Origin of the sequence: Hymenobacter gelipurpurascens (genome assembly GCF_900187375.1) — a bacterium.
In the GTDB taxonomy this organism is placed as follows: Bacteria; Bacteroidota; Bacteroidia; order Cytophagales; family Hymenobacteraceae; genus Hymenobacter; species Hymenobacter gelipurpurascens.
Genome location: NZ_FYEW01000001.1, coordinates 2,337,419 through 2,355,238 on the forward strand (window position 1 = coordinate 2,337,419; position 17,820 = coordinate 2,355,238).

The 17,820-nt window shown below is 57.1% G+C and carries 16 protein-coding genes; 3 read left to right on the forward strand and 13 right to left on the reverse strand.

All coding sequences use genetic code 11. The features are described from left to right. Window positions 1-10: 10 nt before the first annotated feature. The 3 genes from CFT68_RS09910 to CFT68_RS09920 form a co-directional block, all read right to left on the reverse strand. Window positions 11-877, reverse strand: coding sequence for an alpha/beta hydrolase (locus CFT68_RS09910; RefSeq protein ID WP_088843265.1), 867 nt, complete (start codon window positions 875-877; stop codon window positions 11-13). Window positions 878-1,125: 248 nt separating this feature from the next. Beyond that, window positions 1,126-2,082 (reverse strand): MBL fold metallo-hydrolase, encoded by a 957-nt coding sequence (locus tag CFT68_RS09915; protein WP_088843266.1) that lies wholly within the window; start codon window positions 2,080-2,082, stop codon window positions 1,126-1,128. Between the two features lie 38 nt (window positions 2,083-2,120). Beyond that, entirely contained in the window at window positions 2,121-2,555 is a 435-nt protein-coding gene (locus CFT68_RS09920) for a GNAT family N-acetyltransferase (protein WP_088843267.1), read from the reverse strand. Between the two features lie 108 nt (window positions 2,556-2,663). Between CFT68_RS09920 and CFT68_RS09925 the strand changes: the two genes are divergently transcribed. Together CFT68_RS09925 and glpK are read left to right on the forward strand one after the other, a co-directional pair. Next, window positions 2,664-4,286 (forward strand): glycerol-3-phosphate dehydrogenase/oxidase, encoded by a 1,623-nt coding sequence (locus tag CFT68_RS09925; protein WP_088843268.1) that lies wholly within the window; start codon window positions 2,664-2,666, stop codon window positions 4,284-4,286. A 183-nt stretch (window positions 4,287-4,469) separates the two neighbouring features. After that, window positions 4,470-5,996: a glycerol kinase GlpK gene (gene glpK, locus CFT68_RS09930; protein ID WP_088843269.1), complete on the forward strand. Its 1,527-nt coding sequence runs from the start codon at window positions 4,470-4,472 to the stop codon at window positions 5,994-5,996. Window positions 5,997-6,067: 71 nt separating this feature from the next. Here the strand turns inward: glpK and CFT68_RS09935 are convergent, their stop codons facing one another. The 8 genes from CFT68_RS09935 to CFT68_RS09970 form a co-directional block, all read right to left on the reverse strand. Further along, window positions 6,068-7,531 carry a carbohydrate-binding protein gene (locus CFT68_RS09935; RefSeq protein WP_088843270.1) on the reverse strand — a complete coding sequence of 488 codons (1,464 nt, stop codon included), beginning with the start codon at window positions 7,529-7,531 and terminating at the stop codon, window positions 6,068-6,070. Between the two features lie 434 nt (window positions 7,532-7,965). Beyond that, window positions 7,966-8,601 carry a hypothetical protein gene (locus CFT68_RS09940; RefSeq protein ID WP_141106509.1) on the reverse strand — a complete coding sequence of 212 codons (636 nt, stop codon included), beginning with the start codon at window positions 8,599-8,601 and terminating at the stop codon, window positions 7,966-7,968. Window positions 8,602-8,698: 97 nt separating this feature from the next. Continuing rightward, window positions 8,699-9,577: a ChaN family lipoprotein gene (locus CFT68_RS09945; protein WP_170934754.1), complete on the reverse strand. Its 879-nt coding sequence runs from the start codon at window positions 9,575-9,577 to the stop codon at window positions 8,699-8,701. Between the two features lie 120 nt (window positions 9,578-9,697). Further along, window positions 9,698-10,429 (reverse strand): hypothetical protein, encoded by a 732-nt coding sequence (locus CFT68_RS09950; protein WP_212590382.1) that lies wholly within the window; start codon window positions 10,427-10,429, stop codon window positions 9,698-9,700. Window positions 10,430-10,461: 32 nt separating this feature from the next. Then, the gene (locus CFT68_RS09955) at window positions 10,462-11,790 is read right to left on the reverse strand and encodes an ABC transporter permease (RefSeq protein WP_088843273.1); all 1,329 of its coding nucleotides are present in this window, start codon (window positions 11,788-11,790) and stop codon (window positions 10,462-10,464) included. A 16-nt stretch (window positions 11,791-11,806) separates the two neighbouring features. Next, a complete protein-coding gene (locus CFT68_RS09960; protein WP_088843274.1) occupies window positions 11,807-12,751 on the reverse strand; it encodes an ABC transporter ATP-binding protein in 945 nt (314 codons plus the stop codon). Between the two features lie 81 nt (window positions 12,752-12,832). After that, window positions 12,833-13,381 (reverse strand): hypothetical protein, encoded by a 549-nt coding sequence (locus CFT68_RS09965; protein WP_141106510.1) that lies wholly within the window; start codon window positions 13,379-13,381, stop codon window positions 12,833-12,835. 83 nt (window positions 13,382-13,464) lie between these two features. Next, the gene (locus tag CFT68_RS09970) at window positions 13,465-13,968 is read right to left on the reverse strand and encodes an RNA polymerase sigma factor (protein WP_245815331.1); all 504 of its coding nucleotides are present in this window, start codon (window positions 13,966-13,968) and stop codon (window positions 13,465-13,467) included. Between the two features lie 210 nt (window positions 13,969-14,178). Between CFT68_RS09970 and CFT68_RS09975 the strand changes: the two genes are divergently transcribed. After that, complete coding sequence (locus CFT68_RS09975; protein WP_088843276.1) at window positions 14,179-15,930, forward strand: S41 family peptidase; 1,752 nt, start codon at window positions 14,179-14,181, stop codon at window positions 15,928-15,930. Window positions 15,931-16,041: 111 nt separating this feature from the next. Here CFT68_RS09975 and dnaJ read toward each other — a convergent pair whose 3' ends face one another. Both dnaJ and CFT68_RS09985 read right to left on the reverse strand, forming a co-directional pair. Further along, window positions 16,042-17,181 carry a molecular chaperone DnaJ gene (dnaJ, locus tag CFT68_RS09980; protein WP_088843277.1) on the reverse strand — a complete coding sequence of 380 codons (1,140 nt, stop codon included), beginning with the start codon at window positions 17,179-17,181 and terminating at the stop codon, window positions 16,042-16,044. 48 nt (window positions 17,182-17,229) lie between these two features. Next, on the reverse strand, window positions 17,230-17,811 hold the full coding sequence (locus tag CFT68_RS09985; protein ID WP_088843278.1) for a nucleotide exchange factor GrpE: 582 nt from the start codon (window positions 17,809-17,811) through the stop codon (window positions 17,230-17,232). Between the last annotated feature and the right edge of the window lie 9 nt (window positions 17,812-17,820).

Genomic DNA, 17,820 nt, shown 5'->3' on the forward strand with positions numbered 1-17,820 from the left:
AAGGACGAGGTTATTTCGGCTTTTTATATAACGTCTCAAAGGCCTTATATACCGCTCGGTGCAGGATGGTGGCGTGCGTTTCTTCGGGGAACGGCACGTAGTCAATGCGCCCAACCCTTGCCGGAGTGGCGCGCAGTAAAGCCACCATGCCCTCCGTGGCTTTCTTCATTTCGGGGCCTTCGTTGCCGAGGGCCACGAATACGTTGGCGGGTGCAGCCGTGGAGGACTGCTTTAGTAAGCCGGGCGCTTGCGCTACCAGGGATTCATCGTCCCACCACAGACTGGGGCTGGCAATGATGTAGGTATTGAAGAGCGTAGGCTTTTTCAACAGCACTTCCATGGCAAACAACCCGCCCAACGACTGGCCTATGATGGTTTTTTGCCCGTTGGTGCGGTAGGTTTTCTCCACGTACGGCTGCAGGTCCTGCTCCAGAAACCGCATAAATGCCGCCGACTTGCCGGTGGTTGGGTAATCCTTGAGGTCCTTGGCATTGCGGGTTGGAAAGGTGAAGTCGCGCCTTCTGTCCACGGTGGCAATGCCTACCACAATGGATTTGGGCAATACGTCAATCCAGGGAAACGTCAGGTACTGCACCAGGCCTACGATGTGGATGAAGTCCTCATCGGCAGAGCCATCCAGCAGGTAGATTACGGGATACTTCACCTTGGGGTCGGCGGCGTACCCGTCGGGCAAGTAAATGTTCAGCACCCGCTCTTCGTTCAGCTGCACCGATTTGATGCGGTCGATGTGGCCTAGCACGAACGGTTCGGGCTTTGGTTGCTGACTTTGGGCATGAGCAGTTGACAATACCAGCAACGCCAGAATAAACAGGGTGACCTGGCCTAGAAAAGAGGTACGCAGAGGGGAGTGAAGCATGAGGCTAAGCTAGCGCAGAAAGTTAAACCATGCGGCTGTGTTGAGTTGGCCGAATATATAACGCCAAGCCGATGTAGAGACGCAATATGATGCGTCTCGTCGTTGAACAATTGGCCTAGCGTAATACGTGGCAAACAACATCAGCAACGACGAGACGCAACATATTGCATCTCTACATCGGCCTAGCGTCAGCACGCGAGATATCCTGACAAGCTCGACATGACGTGTAGTATCGTTTAATAAAACGCTTAAAACTCCAGCCGCCGACCTTGCTCCGGGAATACCAGTTTCAGTTGGAGCTTATTGGCTTCGGTGAGCTGTTTTCTGATGATGGCTTCGTTGCCGGGCTTGATGTGCGTGATGACCACCGGCAGCCCACGAAGGGCAGCCAGGCCAGTTAACTGGCCTAGTGCCTCCATTTCCTGCAGGAGCAGCGCCGGCGTGAGGTGGCCGAACAGCTGCTTTTCCGGCTGCGTGTTGGGGTAGGATGCTTCGATGAAAATGGCCTTGAGCTGGTGGGCCTTTATTAGTGGCTGCACAGCTTGCCACACGGTGCGTAGGTTCTGGCTTTGCTCCACGGCATCGGCACCGGTGTCGCCGAGGCAAAGCAGGTAGTTGCTGCCGCTACGCACCAGAAATGCGGCGCTTTGGTAGGGTTTGCCGTGGCTGAGCGGAAATGCCTGCACCCGGAGTGTGGTGTTCTCAATGGCTGTTTCCTGCTGCGGCACCAGTGCCCGCAGCTGATATTTCTTCAGGGCCGGTGGGTTGCCACCGCTGCCGAAGTTCGGCCAGGCGCGCCAGTTGAAGTAGTCGTTTTGGATGATGGTGAGGCAGCTCTGGAGCCCGTAGATGTTTTTGGGCGTATCGTCAGGCGCACCCAGGAGCAGGCCGGCGACGTGGTCGAGGTGAGCGTGGGAAATGAGGTAGGCTTTGATCTGGTTGCGCACCACCTGCCCGGCCGGAGCGGAGAATACCTTGTTACTGATGGCTTTTTCGACTCCGCTATACACGGTTCCGGCATCAAGGCAGGCGTAGGAAGAGGAACCAGCCGGAGCTACCAGATAGGCCGAGAGGTTGCTTTCCTGTAGGCCACCTTTTACGCCCAGCGGAACTATGGTGAAGCTCGGGACAGTCTGGGCGGAAGCGGCTGGGTTAACCAAGAGAAAAGCCCAGACAAGCCCTGATAAATGAACAGAGAAGCGCATCAGTCAGCTTTTAAGTAAGATTTTATACGACATCCCTGCTACCCCTTCCACTCCCCTATCGTCATCTCAAACCGCACTTCCCCACTTTTAGTCCGACCGGTTTCTTGCCAGCCTTGGCGGCGGTAGAACGCCTCAGCACGGGTGCCGGGAGCTGTGCTCAGCCACACAGTTTCGGAGGCTTGGGCGAAGTACCAGTTGAGCATCAACTCATGCAGCCGCTTACCAATGCCTTGCCCGGCAAACTCTGGCAACACGAACAGCGCCCAGATGCTGTGGCCTAGCAGATCGGCAATACCAAAGCCCACGATAGTGCCTTCTGCTTCGCACAGCCAGCCTTTGCCGCGCTGGGTGAGGTAGTCGGTGTAGTCTCGGGCTGTGACCAGCGCGGGGTTGGATAGGCGGTTTTCCTGCACCGACAGGCGTACCATCGAGAGCTGTGGGATATCGGGTGTCTGCGCCTCGCGAAACAGCATGAGAGAAATGGTTAAGGCCTGAGAACGGCTGAAATTATCTATTTCCGCGGCAATCCGTTGATGTAGGGAGTGGCCTAGGCCACTGAGTCTGGTTCCCTACTCTTTCCTATGCAGCAGAACCCACCCCAAAACCTGTTTCAGCGCGAGCACCTTGTACAGCAGCTTGCTGCGCATCCCGTCTGGGACCTGCTTGTGATTGGTGGTGGCGCGACTGGCCTAGGCATTGCCCTCGACGGGGCCAGCCGCGGCTACAGAACGCTACTACTGGAGCAGGTAGATTTTGCCAAGGGCACCAGTAGCCGCAGCACCAAGCTCGTGCACGGCGGCGTGCGCTACCTCGCGCAGGGCGACGTAGGCCTGGTGCGCGAGGCGCTGTACGAGCGGGGCTTGCTCCTGAAAAATGCGCCTCATCTCGTCAAGAATCAGGATTTCATCATCCCGAACTATGAGTGGTGGGGCGGCCCCTTTTACACTATCGGCCTGAAGATGTACGACCTGCTGGCCGGTGAGCTGAGCCTGGGTGCCTCCGTGCATCTGAGCAAGGACGAAACCCACCGACGCCTCAGCAACCTGAAAACGACTGGCCTACGCGGCAGCGTGCTGTACCACGATGGGCAGTTTGATGATGCGCGCCTGGCCATTAATCTGGCGCAAACGGCAATTGAGCACGGCGCGGTGCTGCTCAACCACTTTGGGGTGCACGGGCTGCTGAAAGACGCGCTAGGCCAGATTACGGGCGTAGCAGCCACCGATGAGGAAACTGGCACCACGTACGAGCTGCGAGCCAAAGCGGTAGTGAATGCCACCGGCGTTTTTGTGGATGATATTCTGCAACTGGACCAGCCCGACGCCCCCAAGTTGGTGCGGCCCAGCCAGGGCGTGCACATTGTGGTGGAGAAGTCGTTTCTGCCCGGCGATGATGCCCTGATGATTCCCAAGACCGAGGACGGCCGCGTGCTGTTTGCCGTGCCGTGGCACGGCCGGGTAGTATTGGGCACCACCGATACGCCGCTCAATGAACACAGCCAGGAGCCGCAAGCCCTCGACGAGGAAATCGAATTCATCCTGCGCACCGCCGGCCAGTACCTCACCCGCGCCCCACAGCGCCAGGATGCGCTCAGCGTTTTCGCGGGGCTGCGGCCGTTGGCGGCTCCGCAAGACGGTTCGGAGAAGACCAGGGAGATTTCGCGCAGCCACAAAATCCTGGTTTCGCCGGGCGGCCTCATTACCATCACGGGTGGCAAATGGACTACCTACCGTCGTATGGCCCAGGATGCGGTAGACCGGGCCATTGCCCTCGGCAAGCTCCCCCTCGCCCCTACTCAAACGGCCCACCTTCCTATCCACGGCGCGCAGCCCACCCCCGACCGTAGCAGTCACCTCTACGTGTACGGCTCCGATCAGCCGGCCCTGCAAGATCTTATCAATTCAGACCCCACACTAGGCCAGTTGCTGGATAATACGCTGGAATTCCTCAAGGCGGAAGTAGTATGGGCGGCCCGCTACGAAATGGCCCGCACCGTGGAAGATGTGCTGGCCCGGCGGGTGCGCGTGCTGTTCCTGGACGCCCGGGCCGCACTACGCATGGCGCCAACGGTAGCCGCGCTGCTCGCCCAGGAACTCGGTAAAGACCCACAGTGGCAACAGCAGCAGGTGGCCGCCTTTACAGAGGTAGCTCAGCATTACGTGCTGAAGGAGAAATCTATTGTGGCTAAAGCATTTGTGAGCTGATTGGCCTAGAACGATTACAGTAAACCGTCATGCTGAGTTTGCCGAGACATCTTGCGTGCTTAACACGCGCACGTCATCCTGACGTAGGAAGGATCTTTTCACGGGCTGGCTCAACAGGACGTTTTTCTATCCTTAACCGCTCCTTTATTTCTCCCTTCCACCCACTTCTATCCCACCCTTCCCATGCCACAATACATCCTCGCTCTCGACCAAGGCACGACCAGCTCCCGTGGCATTGTGTTCGATAAGAAAGGCCGCATTGTGGCGCAGGCGCAGAAGGAGTTCACGCAACTCTTTCCTAAGCCGGGCTGGGTGGAGCACGACCCGCTGGAAATCTGGTCGACGCAGGCGGGCGTGGCGGCGGAGGCCACGGTGAAGGCGGGCCAGAACGGCAGGAGCATTGCCGCCATCGGTATCACCAACCAGCGCGAAACGGTGGTGGTCTGGAACCGCAAGACTGGCAAGCCCATCTACAACGCCATTGTGTGGCAAGACCGCCGCACCGCCGAGTACTGCGACCAGCTGCGGGCCGAAGGCCGCGAAGACCTGATTCGGGGGAAGACTGGCCTACTGCTCGATGCGTACTTCTCGGCCAGCAAAGTGCGCTGGATTCTGGATAACGTGCGCGGCGCCCGCAAAAAAGCCGAAGCCGGCCAATTGGCTTTTGGTACCGTGGATAGCTGGCTGATCTGGAATTTCACGCAGGGCGAGCTGCACATAACGGACGTGACCAATGCCTCGCGCACCATGCTCTTTAACATCCACACGTTGCAGTGGGACGAGGAGCTTCTAGGCCTGTTTGATATTCCGCGAAGTATGCTGCCCGAGGTGCGGCAGTCGAGTGAGGTGTATGGTGTAACCAAAACCACCGTTTTTGCCTCCAAAATTCCGATTGCGGGCATTGCCGGCGACCAGCAGGCGGCCTTGTTCGGGCAGCTCTGCACCCGGCCCGGCATGGTAAAAAACACCTACGGCACGGGCTGCTTCCTGCTGATGAATACCGGCCCAACGCCCAAAACCTCGCATAATAATCTGCTTACTACAATAGCCTGGCAGCGCAACGGGCAGGTAGAATACGCCCTGGAAGGCAGCATTTTTATGGCGGGCGCCGTGGTGCAATGGCTGCGCGACAATCTGGGCATCATCAAAACCTCTGCCGAGGTGGAGCACCTGGCCAGGCAGGTCAGTAGTACCGAGGGCGTGTATTTCGTGCCGGCTTTTGCGGGCCTGGGAGCGCCGCACTGGGACCCGTACGCCCGCGCCACCATTTTCGGGATGAGCCGCGCCACCACAGCCGCCCACATAGCGCGGGCCGCCCTGGAATCTATTGCCTTTCAAACCATGGATGTGCTCCAGGCCATGAAGGCCGACTCTGGCCTGCCCATCACAGAGCTGCGCGTAGACGGTGGTGCCTCAGCCAACAACCTGCTCATGCAGTTTCAGGCCGATATCCTCAGCACACAAGTTATCCGTCCGCGCATCACAGAAACCACGGCGCTGGGTGCCGCCTACCTGGCGGGCCTTGCGGTGGGCTACTGGCAAAGCGTGGAAGAGCTACAGGCGCTAGGCCAGTCGGATACTTCGTTCAGCCCTACGCCCAACCACACCGGCAGCCAAGATAGCATCTCGCATTGGCACCGCGCCGTGCAGGCGTTGCGCATGTGGTCACAAGCGCCACCGGCCGCTGCCGAGCCGGCTACTGCCCAGTAAAATGCAAGTAGGCACTGCCAGGAGTTTGGCAGTGCCTACTAACAAGCTCAGAAAGACAGACCTGGCAAACGCTATTTGACGAAGCGTTGCGTGAGGCGTTGGTTATCGGCGGTAAGGAGGGTCAGTTGATACACCCCAGTCTTGAGCCCCGACACATCGATGCGTTCCGTCTGGAGCCGTCCGCTGCTCACGGTGCGCCCCACGCCATCGACAATCTGGTACTGACTACCCGCCAGCGTCGCATCGGCCTGGATGCGCAGGTTGCCATTTTCTACCGGATTGGGATATAGCTGTAGGCCTGTTGCGCGCGTGCCAGCGGCTGATTCCGTGCTCAGTATGGACGCCGTTTGCGTGGCCGTAGCCGTAGCCGTGGTGGTTTTGGTAATCCGAATCCAGTTGAGGTTCCAGCCGCCGGTTTGGGCAAACACGCCGAAGTTGTAGGTACCTGCATTCACGTTCACGGTCTTGGAAACGGTGGTCCAGTTTTGCCAGCCGCCGGTGGCCGGAATGGTGGTATTACCGAGCTGAATAGAGCCCGCGTTCAAATCCGACGACAGCGTGCCGCCGCTGGGGCTGGCCACGCGGTACTCAATGTTGTAAGTGCCTGAGGTGGGGAAGTTGATATTGTTGTAGGCCATCCAGTCGCCGGCATCGATGTAGGCCACATTCTGCCCGCCGCCGGTATCGGTGGTGGCTTCCGTCTGCACCCCGTTCATGGAGCTGTAGGCCTCCGCCTGAATGGTGATGGAGGTACCCGTAGGTGGTGGCGTGGTGGTCGTGTTTTTCTGGTATACCCGCACGTAATCTACGTACATGGTGGCGGGCAGCTTGCTTTCATCCACGGTCTGGCCGGGCCAGTTGCCGGCCACGGCCAGGTTCAGGAGCAGGAAAAAGGGCCGCTGAAACTCCTCGGTGCCGCCCGTGCCGTTGGTGATGTTGATTTCGTGGTACTTGGTACCATCCACGAACCAGCGGATGTAGGTGGGCTCCCACTCGATGGAGTACACGTGGTAGTCCTGAGGCGTGGTGATGATGTTGCCGCCGTATTCGGCGTGGCCGTTGCTGTCCCAATGCACGGTACCGTACACCTTGTTTTCGGCGTTGATATGCTCCATCACGTCAATCTCACCGCAGGCTGGCCAGCTCACCGTGTTGATGTTGGCTCCCAGCATCCAGAAGGCGGGCCACAGCCCCTGGCCTAGCGGCAGCTTCATGCGGGCCTCTACTTTGCCGTACTTAAACTCCTTGAGGCCCTGCGTTTTCATGCGGGAAGAGGTATAGGGCATGCCGCCTACATTTTCCTTCTTGGCTGTAATCTGCAGAATACCATTGGCCACGGTAGCGTTGGCGCGCTGGTAATACTGCTTCTCGTTGTTGCCCCAGCCGCCGCCGCCGGTTTCAAACACCCAGCTGGAGCTGATGCCGGTGGTAAACTCATCGGCCCAGACCTGCTGATAGGTTTGGGCATGGGCGGTGGAGTGGCCTAGCAGCGCCAACGCGGCCGCGCCGAGGGTAGAAAGTAGCCTGTTTTTCATGGTGTTTTGGTGGTTTGGTGGAAGTATGGAGCGGGGCAATAGGTACCAGAACCCACAGTGGCCGTTTTCTCATCCTGGTTTTCTCCAAAACGCATCAGCTGTTGCCAGCTGCTTACGCTAACAGAATACACTACCGAAAGCAGGAAGGGAAACCGGCCAAAAGCGGGTCGCGGTTCTCTAATATACCTGGGAGCTAACCCGAAACACAAGCCCTAAAAATCACTTCATCGCACCAAAACACGCTTTTCGCCTCTTCCTTACTCACTTACTGCACACGCACACGGGCCGCATATCCGGCCTGCGGCCCAAACCATTAGGCTGACAGCGCGACCGGATAATCAGTTAAAAAACACCTAAAAAAATTATGACTTACAGGTTTTATTCAATCTGCGGAAGCCGCTGCGCCGAGGGTGCTTGAGAAAAACTTGCTGCCGCTAGAACGAGAAAGGATACTTGATTTCCGTCAGATCTTCGCGGAGTTGCTCCCAGTCGGTTACTTGCCGGGAGATGCGCTCTACCAGCTCTCGGGTAAGCGGCTGCCCCTGGTATACCTGCGCTATGGCTTCCGGGGAAATCCCTTTTGCGGGCAGCGCTTCCGATTCAAAATATTCTTCGGCCCACTCCTGATAGGTCTGCGGGTTGCCATCAAGCACGTTCAGCATCTCCTCCGAGGCATCTTCAGCCACAGCATTCTGGCTGATTTGCCACTCGCCCGATTCGGAGGTCCAGAGGCAGAAAGTGGTGCCGATAGACGCAACAGGCTCTCCGAATATAAACTCGTGAAAATGCGGAGGCAGGTCGTCGGTCAACTGCTCTTTATCAATTTCCTCGCACCCCAGCCCAAAGCCATTAATGACGCAGCCCTCGGGCCGAAATAGCACCAGCATCTGGTCGCCTTCGCCATCGTTCATCTCAAAAACCTCCTCTCCTTCCGCCCACTCGGCATTATAGGTGTGGTACCGGTACTCCCACTCCGGCGAAAGCATGGCATCGAGGGCAGCCACGGCTTTGCAGACGCGCTGCATGGTTTCTCGGTTGGGAAGCGCTGAGTAATTCTGCGTGGAAAGCATGGCGGAGGGGTTATGGATGAGCATATTCTACGCCTAGGCCACCCAGAATGGTGCACGGGCACTTACAAAACGCAGCAATACTGGCCTAGGATATTCTTTAGTACGTCTTGGTCATGTCTTGGGGCACCACCAGCACAAAATCGGCTTTCTGCTCATGCTCCTTCTCCAGCTTGCCCATCTGTTCCTGCAGCACCGTGCTGATGGTGAGCACCTTTAGCTTCGGGTTTTGCTGACGCAGATAAGCCAGTATACCATCATGGTTATCGGAGTGGTAGCTGCCGTTGAGATGGAGCAGCAGGTGGCCTTCGGGGCGGGCCTGGTTGAGGAAGTGGGCCATGGTGGCGTCTTTGAGCGCCTGGGCCTGAATGATATTCTGCACGCCCGCCGCATGGGCGGCATCGCCCCCGAACATTTTGGCCATGTTCTTATAGCCGGGCAGCTCATAATCGACGGTAAGCGGCAGCGGCATCAACCAGGCTTTTTCCTCCGTGGGCAGTTCATTCAGCACCGTAAGGCTGCCTTTCGCAACTTGCGAGGCGTAGCGGCGCGGCACGTTGGTGCCCACCACCCGGAATTTCTGCTGTTTAGCTAGTTGCAGCAGGGGCTTGTAGTCGGTGGCGTAATTGGGCCAGGGGCGGCTTTGCTCTTCAAATTCTTTGTCAGATAGCTCACCCGTGGCGTATTGATCGACGAGAGGCTGCACATCGCGCTCAAACATTTCCAGGCCCAGCACCAGTTGCCCTTGTTTCAGGCGTAGCAAGTCTTTGGTGAGCTCCAGCTCCAGCCAGTGCGCAATCGGGTCGTTGTGCTGCTCCCCGAAGAACACGACATCGGCGGCGGCCAGCTGCCGGAGCATTTTGTCGTAGGCCACTGGTTTGCCATTACTTCTGAATAAGCGGTACGCGGGCTTGTCTTCCTTCATGGTGAAGCTAAAAAGCAGGCACAACAGGGGGAGCAACAGGAATTTCCGGATCATAAAGAAGCAAAACAAAGGCGGCCATAGAGTGGCAACGGCCAGCGGCGAAAGTACACAACAAAGCCCCGGCTGCTGCCTTACAACAGCAACCGGGGCTTTCGTATTTGGTTACTAAGTGGCCTAGGCCACGGCTTTACCAGCATAGCCGGGCAGCGTCATCTGCGCCCGCGCCAGTTGCCGAATGGCTACCAGATGCCCCAACAACACGATGGGCACCACTACAGCCGGCAGCCACACGAAAGGGAACTTCAGGATAGCCACATTGGGCTGCTCAAAGGCAACCTGCTGCAGGGGCATTGGCGACGACAGGATGGCCCACGCTACAATATTGAGGAGCAAAGCCAGCGCTACCACATGCCAGATCAGCAATGTTGCCCGGGAAATACGGGGGTGCGTGAAACCCCAAAAGCCTACAAGCGGCGCCGTGAGTCCTGCCACAATATCCCAGTTGCGCCCTTCAAACGTCATCAGCTGCGGCACTTGCCCCGCCAGAAACAACCCATATAATACCAGCTCCACCGGCACGCGCACCACGTTAAGATACGTCAGGTGGCCTAGCGGCAGGGCATCCAGAAACCGTCGACCGGGTTTGGTAGCAAACAGCGCCCCCATCACCAGCAGCGTCGGCAGAATGGCGAATAGTAACAGGCGCGGTGGCCTAGGCGCCAGCTCCTGATAAAACCCTTGCACTGCCAGCCCGGCCTGCACAGCCAGCCATGCTGCCAGGCCTAGCAACACGGCTCCTACAGCTTTAGGAGCAGCCCGGCGCACCGCCAGCCAGAACCACAATACGGTTCCGAGCGTGATGGCGCCAAAGGCAACGGCTAACCCTACCGGGGCTGCAGTATGCAAGTAAGCGGGCTGAACCATGTTGGGAGAGTGGCCTAGCCCTTATAGAACATCCACTTTGAGAGCTCCCCGTAGGTCACCTTCTTGCCGTACATTAGGATACCCACGCGGTAGATGCGGGCGGCCAACCAGATGGCGCCTACAAACCCGATAACCAGGAACAGCATCGAGAGGCCTAGCTGCCACATGGGTACGCCGCCGAAGGGCAGGCGCATCATCATAGCAATGGGTGAGGTAAAGGGAATCATCGACATCCAGAAGGCCACTGAGCCGTTGGGGTTGGTAGTCAGGATGGCCTGCGACACCACGAAGGTGAGCACCAGCGGCATCGTCACGGGCAGCATGAACTGCTGGGTATCGGTTTCGCTATCCACGGCCGAGCCAATGGCTCCGAAAAGCGCCCCGTAGAACAGATAACCGCCCAGGAAGTAGAACAGGAAGCAGCCGACGAGCAAGGGCACGTTCAGATCGGCCTGCTTGAATGCCTGCATGATTTTGTTGCCTTCTTCTTTCGTCTCTTTGACCTGTGTGGCAGAAGCGCCGGATGCGGTATTTACGCGCTCAACCCGGTTTTGTACGATGGCATCTGGGCTCATGGAGCCTGCCATAGCCGAGCTGATACCTATCGACAGCAATACCCAGAGGCCTAGCTGCGTGAAACCAACGGCTGCAATTCCGAGCACTTTGCCCATCATCATCTGGAAGGGCTTCACGGAGGAAATAACCACTTCCACAATGCGGTTGGTTTTCTCCTCCATCACGCCGCGCATAATCTGGATGCCGTAGATGAAGATGAACATGTAAATCAGGAAACCACAGAAGTAGGCCACGCCGGTGCTGATGCCCGTGCTGGAGCTCCGTTCGCCGTCATCGCTCAGGCTCACGGTTTGCAGATCTACGTTGGATTTCATGTTGTCGAGCACCGCACGCTTGATGCCAGCCTCACTCAGGCGCTTAGTCTCCACCGCGTTGTCTACGGCGCGCTTAATGTCCCGCTCCAGCGACAGGCCTAGCCCTTTGCGCGAGAACACCTGAAAGCCGTTGGGGTTGGCTAGGTCCAGCTTCGGCACATACAATAGCGCGTCGTACTTGGCCTTCTGAAACTCCGCTTTGGCGGTGGGCAAGTCCGACGACACCCGGGTGAAGCGGATATCCTCCTTGTCTTCGGGCAACTTTTCGGCGAACATGCCGCCAGCATCGGCTACGGCCACCACCTTGCCGCCATCCGACATCTTGGCGATGAGCACAGGCACCGCAAACAGGGCTACCGTCAGCAGCGGCCCAATCAGCGACATAATGATAAAGCTCTTCTTGCGTACCCGCGTGAGGTATTCGCGCTGAAATATGAGTATGATTTTGTCCATGATGCGGCTGAGGAAATTAAACGGTGGCTTCTAGCAGGCTTTCGGGCATCGTTTCCTGCACCCGACGAATGAAGATATCATTGATACTGGGTATCAGCTCCTTAAAGGCATGTACCTCTACATTGTTGATGAGGTAGCGCAGCAGGTCGTTGGACGTGGTGCCGGCGTGGAGCTTAATGATATCGTAGAAGTGGTCGTTTTCGCGCTCATGATGTTCCAGCACTTCAAAATCGGGGTGCAGCACCATGGGGCGGCCTTTGCCTTCCACCACGTAGGTCTGAGTTTTGAAGGTGTCCTTGATGTCGCGCACAGTACCATCGAGCACCTTGCGGCTGCGGTTGATTAGGGCAATATTGTCGCAGAGTTCTTCCACCGACTCCATGCGGTGCGTACTGAAGATAATGGTAGCCCCGCCATCGCGCAGCTTCAGAATCTCGTCCTTAATGAGGTTGGCATTGATGGGGTCGAAGCCCGAGAAAGGCTCATCCAGAATAATAATGCTGGGCTCATGCAATACCGTGGCAATAAACTGCACCTTTTGCTGCATGCCCTTGGAGAGGTCTTCGACGTTCTTCTCCGCCCACGCCTTGATATCCAGACGCTCCAGCCAGGCCTTGATGCGCAGGGTAGCATCATTACGACTCAGGCCCTTCAGGCGCGCCAGGTACAGGAGCTGCTCCCCTACTTTCATTTTTTTGTAGAGGCCTCGCTCCTCGGGCAAGTACCCAATCTGGCCAATGTGGCTGGGGTTGAGGCGCTCACCCCGCAGGCGGATTTCGCCGGAATCAGCACCGGTAATCTGGGTGATGATGCGGATGAGCGAGGTTTTGCCGGCGCCATTGGGGCCCAGTAGCCCGAAAATGCTGCCTTCCGGAATGTCAAGACTAACGCCATTGAGAGCAACGTGCGCGGCATAGGCCTTGTGCACATCAATGGCTTGAAGAATAGGTTGCGCGGCCATTAGTTGAGTAGTGTTTTGATCTACAGCGAATGTAGAATTTTTACTATGTCTTATAGGATGTATTTCAACCAACAGGCTGCTTTAGGCCTCTAACTCGCGTAGGGTGGCTTCCAGTTGGTCGAGGTAGCGGCCGTAGCGGCGCTGGTGCTCCAGCTTGCCTACCGCGTACCCCGCATACATAAGCCCCAGTACCGCCACCACGCCCATGCCTGCCACCAGCCAGTGCCAGCCCCAGTCGATGCCGGAAGGCTGCAGGTACTTCAGCAAATCGGTTTGCCGGGCCAGCGCCGCCGCCAGCACCACCAGCGCCAGGGCGCCTACCCCCATATAGTCGTGCAAACGCATCAGGTGCCGGAACCGGGCAATGCGATTTTTCAGGGACTGGTACAGGTTCTCGTGCTGCTGCTCCATTTCCCGCAACACCTGCAGCCGCTGATAAACTATCACGCCTACCCCTACCAACATCACCATGGTACCCAGCACAAATAGCTGCAGGTTCGGCAAGTTGCGGGCGAAGAATAGGGCGTTAAACCCGCTTACGGCAAAAACGGCTATTATCCAGTTTAGCTCCTGAGAGGCATTTTTTTTCAGTTTGAGCAGAGGATTTGCGGAAGAGGGTGAAGTAAGCATGGTGCGTAGTTTTTGTTCGGTTAAAGAAGATTGGGAAGGTTCAACGGGCTGCTGCCAGCGGCGGCGAAAATCATCGAGTTCCATCAGGCGGGTTGGGTTAGCAATTGGCGAAGCTTGTCCTGCACGCGGTGCATTTTCACACGCACATGGTTTTGGGTGATGCCGAGGATATCGGCCATTTCCTCGTAGGTCCGCTCCTCCAGGTAGAGCAGCACAAAGGCCTTTTCTACATCCGAGAGCCGCTCGATGGCCTGGTATAACTGTCCTAGGTCGTCGGCATCGGGGCCCGTGTCGGGTGGCGGGGCTATGTCGGGAATCGTATCTCCGAAGCGTTCAGGCGCAGGCCGGCGGGTGCGTTGGCGCAGGTTGGAGATGGCCACGTTCAGGGCCACGCGGTAGAGCCAGGTGCTGAACTTGGCTCGTGCCTCGTAGTGTGGGTACGCCCGCCAGAGCTGCAGCACAATCTCTTGGTATAAGTCTTGGCGGTCGTCGGCGTCGGCGCAGTACATCCGGCAAATGCGCAGGAGCATCGGCTGGTGCGCATTCACCTGGGACACGAAAGGCTCAGCAGAAGTAGATGTAGGCACAGCGAAGAGGCGAAGGAAGCAATGTACACTACATGAGTCGGCGCGCTAGGCTACTCATTACAGCTGTTGCCGAAAATATTTTTCAGCGCCTGTTTTTCAGCCTCCTGATGGCCTAGCGCCAACTATTTCCATACTACCAACCAACTTTATCCGCCGGTTGCCCATCTTACTCCTGAATTCAACTTCACTTATTCATTCGTGCTATTTCTTATGCGCATTTTTTCGCGAGCAGGCCTGCTAAGTGGCCTAGGAGTGTTGCTAGGCCTAGTGGCCCAGGCCCAAACCCCGGCGGCCGATACGGAGGCACCTGTTTACAAGGCATTACTTGACACTACTTTCCAGCAAGGCTCCGGACTTGTCTTAGCCAAACTAACGGCGCAGCAACTTGAGAATCTGACGGCGCTAGGCCAGGTTTGGGGCTTCGTGAAGTATTACCATCCGGTAGTGGCCGCGGGGCAAGTCGATTGGGACAAGGAGTTGTTTCGGGTTTTACCTGCTGCCTTGGCCAGCCGCACCACAGCCGAGCGTAGTGCCTTGCTAGGCCAGTGGATTACCAAACTCGGTCCCGTTGCCCCGTGCGCTACCTGCACCAAACGGCCTGCCTTTCCTGTGCGCCAGGAGCCCGATTTGGCGTGGCTAACAAATAAAAACCTTTATACCCCTGAGTTTCAACAGCAACTAGACTACCTAAAAAATAACCGAAACCAAGGCCCTCATTACTATGTAGCCCAAGGCAACGCCTTGAGCCCCGGTTTTAAGCACGAAGAAGCCTATGCCACGCATACCTACCCCGATGCAGGCCTACGCATTCTAGCCTTGTTCCGCTACTGGAACATGATTCAGTATTTCTTCCCTTATAAATACGCCATCGGGGATAACTGGCAACAGGTGCTACCCGAGTTTCTGCCGCAGTTTGTAGAAGCCTCCGATGCGCTCCAGTATCGATTAGTCACACTACGTTTGTTGGCCCGCATCCATGATGGCCATGCCACCCTCAACCCCGATGCTACTCTGGACCAGTACACAGGCACCTACATTGTACCAGCGGCGGTCAAATTCATCAACAGACAAGCGGTGGTGCTCCGGGTGCGGCAAGATGGCCTGGTGCCCCGGCCCCCGTTGGAACCCGGCGACATTCTCACGCATATTGATGGAGTAGCTGTAGAAGATATCCTGAAGCAGCGCCTGCCACTTACCCCGGGCTCCAATGAAGCGGGCCAACTGCGTATGCTGGCCTCGGATATACTTCGTGGCAACACCGACCAGGCACAGCTAAAGCTCTTGCGCGCTGGAAAGCCCCTGACCATATCGGCCCCGCGTTATCTGCTGGATAAGCTACCTCCCGTAACTCCCCTGCCCGCCGACAGCGCCTACCGATTTCTGAAGCCTGATATTGGTTACCTGACGATGGCCAAAACCAGGAAGCAACAGCTACCTCCCATCTTCCGCGCCTTCGAGAACACCAAAGGCTTAGTGATTGACATCCGGAATTACCCGATAGATTTCGCCGCAACGCAGCAGTTACCGGGCTATTTCCTCAAGAAGCCCAAGGCTTTCACCAAGTTTGCCAAGTTTGATACCAGTTACCCCGGTCGCTTCCTGTGGTTTCCAGGCAAATTCCTGAAACCCATCGGCAAACCATATACGGGCAAGCTGATAGTGCTTGTAGATGAAACCTCCCTTAGCCTGGCCGAATATGCGGCCATGGCCTTACGCGCTACCCCACACGCCATTATCCTGGGTAGCCCTACCGCCGGTGCCGATGGAGACGTAACCCGAATTGTACTGCCTGGCAACTTAGTAACCCGCATCAGTGGTACTGGCGTCTATTATCCTAATGGCCGCGAAACCCAACGCGTGGGCATCGTGCCTGATGTACAGGCCTACCCTACTCCGGCCGGCATTCAGGCAGGCCGCGACGAGGTGCTGGAAAAAGCCATTGAACTGATACAGAAAGGCTAGGCCACCTCTTAACCGGCCTACAAGCAAACAGCCCGCTTTCCTCTGTAGGAAAGCGGGCTGTTTGCTTTAATCAGAATTCGTGAAATTCGACGAATCCGTCTACATCCGTGCTTACTGGAAGTACTCCTTCACTTTCTCGAAGAAGCCTTTCTCGTTTTTGCCGGGGTTCGGGGTGAAATTCTGGGCATTGCGCAGCTTCTCCAGCAGCTCCCGCTCCTCGCCGGTCACGTTCTTCGGCGTCCAGACGCTGAGGTGGATAAGCTGGTCGCCGCGGCCGTAGCCGTTGAGGTCTTTGATGCCTTTGCCACGCAGGCGCAGGATCTTACCAGGCTGGGTACCGGGATCTACTTTGATTTTCACCTTGCCCTCAATGGTCGGCACCTCAATGCTCGCGCCCAAAGCGGCATCTACGAACGAGATGTACTGCTCGAACATGATGTTGTTGCCGTCGCGCTTCAGCAGCTCGTGCGGCTCCTCTTCAATCTGAATGAGCAGGTCGCCGGCCACACCGCCGCGCTCGGGGTAGTTGCCTTTGCCGTTCATGGAAAGCTGCATGCCTTCCGCTACGCCAGCCGGAATATTGATTGGAATAACCTCCTCGTGGAGCTGGCGGCCTTCACCGTGGCAGACATCGCACTTGCTGGTTACCACTTTGCCTTCGCCGTTACAGGTGGGGCAGGTAGCGGTACTCACCATTTGGCCTAGCATGGTGTTTACCACACGCTTCACTTGGCCCTGGCCATGACAAGTACCACAGTCGCGCAGGTCGGTGCCGTTTTTGGCGCCAGTGCCTGTGCAGGTGGTACAAGCTACGTAGCGCTTCACCTTAATCTTTTTCTCGACGCCGTTGGCTACTTCCTCCAGATCGAGCTTCAGCTTGATGCGCAGGTTGGAGCCTTTGCGTACGCGCCGACCGCCCTGACCGCGGCCACCGCCGCCAAAGAAGCCCTCGAAGCCGCCGCCCCCGAAGATGTCGCCGAACTGAGAGAAAATGTCCTCCATGTTCGGGCCACCGCCGTTGCCGCCCATGCCCTGGTGGCCGTACTGGTCGTAACGGGCACGCTTGTTCTGGTCCGATAGTACCTCGTAGGCCTCTGCGGCTTCCTTGAACTTGTCTTCGGCCGTCGGGTCGTCGGGGTTTTTATCGGGGTGAAACTTGATGGCCACCTTGCGGTAGGCCTTCTTGATTTCATCCGCCGCCGCGTTTTTGGCTACGCCCAGCACCTCGTAATAATCTCGCTTCGCTGCCATTTCTTACTTACAACATCAGTCAGGCCTCGTCAGCCTGTGCAACTACAATTACTGGCCTAGCACCACTTTGGCATGACGGATCACCTTGTCGCCGAGGTAATAGCCCTTCTCTACCTCATCCACGATTTTTCCTTTCAGGTCTTCCGAGGGAGCCGGAATCTGGGTAATGGCTTCGTGCAGATCAGGATCAAACGCGCCACCTTTCGCTTCCATGGGGGCAAGGCCCTTCTGGTTGAGCGTTTTCTGGAGCTTGCCGGAAATAATCTCGATGCTTTCGCGCACGGCGTTGGCATCCTGGGTGTCTTTGGTATGATGACGAGCCCGGTCGAAATCATCAAGCACAGGCAGCAACGCTACCATTAGCTCCTGGTTAGCAGTCTTGAACAAATCAGCGCGCTCCTTGGTGGTGCGGCGCTTGTAGTTTTCAAACTCAGCGGCCAAGCGCAGGTATTTATCCTTCAGATCCGCCAACTCGGCTTCCGTTTTGGAGCCTGTCGTCTGCTGTCCCTCCGGACCTTCTACCTCCCCTATTTCGGGGGCATTAGGCTCTTGGGGCAGTTCACCAGCTACATGATCAGCGGTTTGGTCGAATTGAGTTTCTTCGGATTGGGGTGTTTTATCGTCAGCCATTTTCGCTTG